Origin of the sequence: Hamadaea sp. (assembly GCF_013362815.1) — a bacterium.
In the GTDB taxonomy this organism is placed as follows: Bacteria; Actinomycetota; Actinomycetes; order Mycobacteriales; family Micromonosporaceae; genus Hamadaea.
The window spans coordinates 1-4,596 of the sequence record NZ_JABFVK010000084.1 but is presented as its reverse complement, the minus strand read 5'-3'; the positions used below and the strand labels follow the sequence as shown (position 1 = coordinate 4,596).

The window sequence follows — 4,596 nt, the reverse complement described above, 5'->3', positions numbered from 1 at the left end:
AGCGCCCAACGCGCGCAGCGAAAGCGCCCAACGCGCGCAGCGAAAGCGCCCAACGCGCGCAGCGAAAGCGCCCAACGCGCGCAGCGAGGGAATCAGTCGAGGGCGCGCTTCAGCAGCTTGAGCAGCTCGTGCCCGTCGGCGACGACGGCGTCGGGCTCGGCTTCCCACCGGTCGTTCGTCCAGGACCGGCTGGGTCGCAGGATGGCCGCCGCCACCCCGGCCCGGCGACCGCATTCGATGTCGCGGCTGAGCGAGTCGCCGACGAACCAGCACTGATCGGCGGGGACGTCGAGCCAGCGCGTGGCGGCGTGGATCATCCCGGGGTTCGGTTTGAAGACGCCGGCCTCGTCGGAGTAGATCTGCACGGCGAACGCCCCGGTCAGGCCGGCGCGCTCAAGAAACTCCCGGTACGCCTGACCGCTGCGGGTGTTGCTGACGATCGCCACCGGCAGCCCTCGGCCGAGAGTGTGCTCCAGCAGCTCGGGCATCCCCTCGACGACCGACCAGTTCCGCCGGGCCCAGGCGCTGGTCAGCTCGTCGGCCCAGCCGACCGCGATTTCGCGGGCCTCCTCCGGCCACTCCTTCGCCACGTACTCGGCCCACAGTTGAACGTGACTGAGCTCGGGGTGCTCCGGAACCGCACGCCAAGCGTCCCGCGCGACCTCGGCGGCGGCCAGGTCGGCCACGATCCGCTCCAGCGGCAGCGACCGGCCGATCAGTTCGTGCACCCGCGTAGGAAAGCCGGAATCGGGCGAATCGTCCACGGCCTCGGCCACGACGCCACCGAAGTCCAGGAGAAGGGCACGCGGGGGGAGCATGGCCTCATCCTGCCATTGCCACCGGCCATCGGGGCAGGTGGTCACATTGCGGATTCGTCACTGCCGGACTTTTCCGGCACCACGAGGTCGGCGTACTCCGGATGGGTGTCCAGATAGTCCGCGACGAACGGGCAGATCGGGCGGACCTGCACCGCTGCCTCCCGGGCCGCCGCCAGGGCCGCCTTCGTGAGCTCGGCGGCCACCCCCCGGCCCCGGTACGCCGGAAACGTGAAGACGTGATTCAGCGCCCACACCCCGTCGAAACGGTGGTATTCCAGGTATCCGGCCAGGTCGCCCGACCCGTCACCGGAGCCTTCGGCACGGTCGAGGCGCCCTTCGAAGCGAGCGAGCTCAGGAACGTCATTCACGATCACGCCCCCATACTGCCAACCTCGGGCGGCTGCTGACCAGATGGTGGAGACGTGGGGTTTCGTCGATGCCCAACGTTTCGTCCAGTCCCGTTCAGGGAAGCACTTAGGGCATCAACCCTGTTGAGGAGGGACCATGACCGTAACCGGCATCATCTCGGCGATCATCGTCGGTCTGATCATCGGTGCACTGGGCCGGCTGGTGGGGCCGGGCCCGCAGTCGATTCAGATCTGGCTGACCATCGTGGTCGGCATCGTCGCTGCTCTGATCGGCACCGCGATCGCCCGCGCGGCGGGCTGGGCGACCACCGACGGAGTCGACTGGCTCGAGATCATCATCCATGTCGTCCTCGCGGCAATCGGGGTGGCCCTGGTCTCGGGAGCCATGGGCCGACGAAGCGTCGGCTGACCCCCTGAGGCTGAACCCCTGAAAGCCCCCGCCCACCGCGACGCCCCGGCCCCGACAAGGCCGGGGCGTGCTATTTCTCCACGTCGGCCCGGTCGCTGCGCATGAACCCGCGGCCGCCCCGCAGGATGACGTCCACACCGGACCGCGCCATCCGTTCCATCGATTCGACGCTCGCGTCCAGCTTCGCCAGGCGCAACGCGCTCGCGTGCGGGGTGCTCCAGCCGAACCAGATCGACAGCATGCGTACGCTGAACGTCACGATCACCGCCGACCAGGTGGCGACGCCCTGGTTGGCGACCTGCAGTAGTCCCATGTAGACGAGTGCACCGCTGAACGCCGCGAAGACGTAGAACGATCCTACGGTGACCAGGGCCACTTCCGTACGGAGTAACAAGTCCCGCACGACGCCACCGGCGGTGCAGGCGAGGATGCCGATGAAGATCGAGGGCACCGACCCCAGCCCGAGGCTGCTCGCCTTGGACAGACCGACGACCAGGTAGAGCCCGAGCGACAGCGCGTCGAAGGCCACGACCACCGGGTCGAGGCGGCTGAGCGCGCCGCTCAGCGCGACCGCCACGACGGCGGCGACCAGCGCCGAACTGACGTACTCGTTGCTCTGCAACGCGGCGGGAACCTGGTTGAGCAGCAGATCCCGGGCGATGCCACCGCCCAGCCCGGTCGCGATCGCGACCATGGCGATGCCGACGAGGTCGATCTGGCGTTCCTTGGCCACCTGCGACGCGAACAGCGCGCCTTGGGCCGCGCCGAGCACGACCGAGGCGACGTCCACGGCGTGCGGCAACGCCACCGCCTGCACGGGATCCGACATGCCGGGAGCGTAACCGGCCCGCCGGTCAGGCCGTGCGCAGCCAGACCGCCGTGTCGGCGGGCAGTCGGCCGGCCACGAGATCTCCGCTGGCCAGCAGGATCTCGGTGTGCTCCGGCAACTCGGCCGGCTCCGCGCCGAAATTGACCACGCAGGCGAACGAGTCGCCGCGGGCGTACGCGAGCACGTCGGCGGCGGACGGCAACCAGCGCAAGCCGTCGGCGAGCAGGGCGGGCGTCTCGTGGCGCAGCCGCAGCGCGGTCCGGTAGAGCGTCAGCATCGAGCCCGGGTCGCGGCTTTCGGCCTCGGCCGTCCACGCCGTCCACTCCGGCGGCTGCGGCAGCCACGGGCGCCCGCCCGCCGGGCTGAACCCGAACGGCGGCGCGTCGCCACTCCACGGCAGCGGAACCCGGCATCCGTCGCGGCCACGGTCGGTGTGCCCGGACCGCACCCAGCGCGGGTCGGCCAGCACCTCCTCCGGCAGGTCCTGCACCTCGGGCAGGCCCAGCTCCTCACCTTGGTACACGTAGACGGTGCCGGGCAGGCTCAGCGACAGCAAGGCCGCGGCTCGCGCGCGCTTCATGCCGAGCGCCAGGTCCGCCGGATGGGCCTCGCGGGTCAGGTCCCAGGTGTGCCGCGTGTCGGCCCGGCCGTACCGGGTCACGACCCGGGTCACGTCATGGTTGGACAAGACCCAGGTCGCGGGCGCGCTGACGGGTGCGTGGGTGGCCAATGTCCGGTCTATGACGGTACGCAGATCGCGCGCTTCCCAAGCGGCCGACAAGAACGGGAAGTTGAACCCGGTATGCAGTTCGTCCGGCCGGAGGTAGCGGGCGAACCGCTCCGGATCGGTGAGCCACAGTTCCCCGACGAAGATCGCGCCCTGCGGATAGGAGTCGGCGACCTTGCGCCATTCCCGGTAGATCTCGTGGACGCCGTCCTGATCGGTCCACGGCGCGGGGACTCCGATCGGCATGTCGGCGAAGTCGGGCAGCGCCGGGTCCTTGACCAGCGCCTCGGCGACGTCGATGCGGAAGCCGTCGACGCCCCGGTCGAGCCAGAACCGCAGCGTACGCAGGAAGTCCTCGCGGACGTCGGGATGCTCCCAGTTCCAGTCCGGCTGCTCCGGCGCGAACAGGTGCAGGTACCACTCGCCATCGGGCACTCGCGTCCAGGCCGGTCCGCCGAAGTTCGACTGCCAGTCGTTGGGCGGCTGCTCGCCGTTGTCCCCACGGCCGGGCCGGAACCAGAACCGCTGCCGTTCCGGCGAGCCCGGTCCGGCCGCGAGCGCGGCCTGGAACCAGGGATGCCGATCGGAGCAGTGGTTCGGGACGATGTCCACGATCACGCGGATGCCCAGGTCGTGCGCCTCGGCGAGAAACGCCTCCGCCTCGGCCAGCGTGCCGAACACGGGATCGATGTCCCGGTAGTCGGCGACGTCGTAGCCGGCGTCGGCCATCGGCGAGGTGTACCAGGGACTCAGCCAGAGGGCGTCGATCCCCAGGTCCTTGAGGTAGCCAAGACGGCCACGGATACCCGCGACGTCGCCGATCCCGTCACCGGTGCCGTCGGCGAAGCTGCGCGGATAGATCTGGTAGATCGCGGCATGCCGCCACCATTCACCTGACACGGATCGAGGATAACCGGGTACGCTTCACGCCAGACCAGCGACCGAACGGAAGAACGATCTTGGAGAAGTCCAGCGTACGCCTGCGGGTGAAGCTGCTCGCGGCGATCATGTTCATCTCCGGCGTCTTCGGCCTGGTCAACTCGGCCGGGACGGTGATGATGCCGAGCGCGATCTTGGCCGTGCTCGTCGCCGTCGCGCTTTATGTGGTCTCCGTCACTGCCCAGCCCTCGGCGCTGCTTATTCGCGGAGTCATGGGGCTCGCCGCAGTGCGCGTGCTCGCCTCCCTCGCCGCCACCATCGCGGTCTCCGGCACCGAAACGGGCGCGATGATCGCCGGTTTCGTGTTCCCGGCACTGCTGGCCGCGTACACGGTGACGATTCTGCGGGATCTGCGGACCGAGACCTCCGCGAAAGCCTGACCTCCGCGGAGCTCAGGCAGGCTGATCGGGCTTCGTGGGCCATTTCCAGTCGCGGATCCAGGGGTGGTCCTCGCCGTAGCGGCGGGTGTAGTCGCGGCAGATCTGGCGGGCGTCGGTCATCTGCTG

At 69.7% G+C, this 4,596-nt stretch carries 6 protein-coding genes; 2 read left to right on the top strand and 4 right to left on the bottom strand.

Annotation, left to right across the window (positions count from 1 at the left end; translation table 11 throughout):
• Positions 1–92: 92 nt before the first annotated feature.
• Positions 93–818, bottom strand: a complete 726-nt coding sequence (locus HOV77_RS29970) for an HAD family hydrolase (RefSeq protein WP_290868193.1) — start codon at positions 816–818, stop codon at positions 93–95.
• Between the two features lie 41 nt (positions 819–859).
• On the bottom strand, positions 860–1,186 hold the full coding sequence (locus tag HOV77_RS29965; RefSeq protein WP_290868190.1) for a GNAT family N-acetyltransferase: 327 nt from the start codon (positions 1,184–1,186) through the stop codon (positions 860–862).
• A gap of 136 nt (positions 1,187–1,322) precedes the next feature.
• Here HOV77_RS29965 and HOV77_RS29960 point away from each other — a divergent pair, with 136 nt between their 5' ends.
• Positions 1,323–1,595, top strand: a complete 273-nt coding sequence (locus HOV77_RS29960; protein WP_290868187.1) for a GlsB/YeaQ/YmgE family stress response membrane protein — start codon at positions 1,323–1,325, stop codon at positions 1,593–1,595.
• Positions 1,596–1,665: 70 nt separating this feature from the next.
• Here the strand turns inward: HOV77_RS29960 and HOV77_RS29955 are convergent, their stop codons facing one another.
• Together HOV77_RS29955 and HOV77_RS29950 are read right to left on the bottom strand one after the other, a co-directional pair.
• A complete protein-coding gene (locus tag HOV77_RS29955) occupies positions 1,666–2,424 on the bottom strand; it encodes a TRIC cation channel family protein (protein ID WP_290868184.1) in 759 nt (252 codons plus the stop codon).
• A 25-nt stretch (positions 2,425–2,449) separates the two neighbouring features.
• Positions 2,450–4,051, bottom strand: a complete 1,602-nt coding sequence (locus HOV77_RS29950) for a glycoside hydrolase family 13 protein (RefSeq protein ID WP_290868181.1) — start codon at positions 4,049–4,051, stop codon at positions 2,450–2,452.
• Between the two features lie 59 nt (positions 4,052–4,110).
• Between HOV77_RS29950 and HOV77_RS29945 the strand changes: the two genes are divergently transcribed.
• Positions 4,111–4,470 (top strand): hypothetical protein, encoded by a 360-nt coding sequence (locus HOV77_RS29945; protein ID WP_290868178.1) that lies wholly within the window; start codon positions 4,111–4,113, stop codon positions 4,468–4,470.
• The last annotated feature ends 126 nt before the right edge of the window (positions 4,471–4,596 follow it).

Coding starts and splice junctions, on each gene's coding strand:
- HOV77_RS29960 (WP_290868187.1), top strand. CDS start 1,323: ATGACCGTAACCGGCATCATCTCGGCGATCATCGTCGGTCTGATCATC.
- HOV77_RS29955 (WP_290868184.1), bottom strand. CDS start 2,424: ATGTCGGATCCCGTGCAGGCGGTGGCGTTGCCGCACGCCGTGGACGTC.
- HOV77_RS29970 (WP_290868193.1), bottom strand. CDS start 818: ATGCTCCCCCCGCGTGCCCTTCTCCTGGACTTCGGTGGCGTCGTGGCC.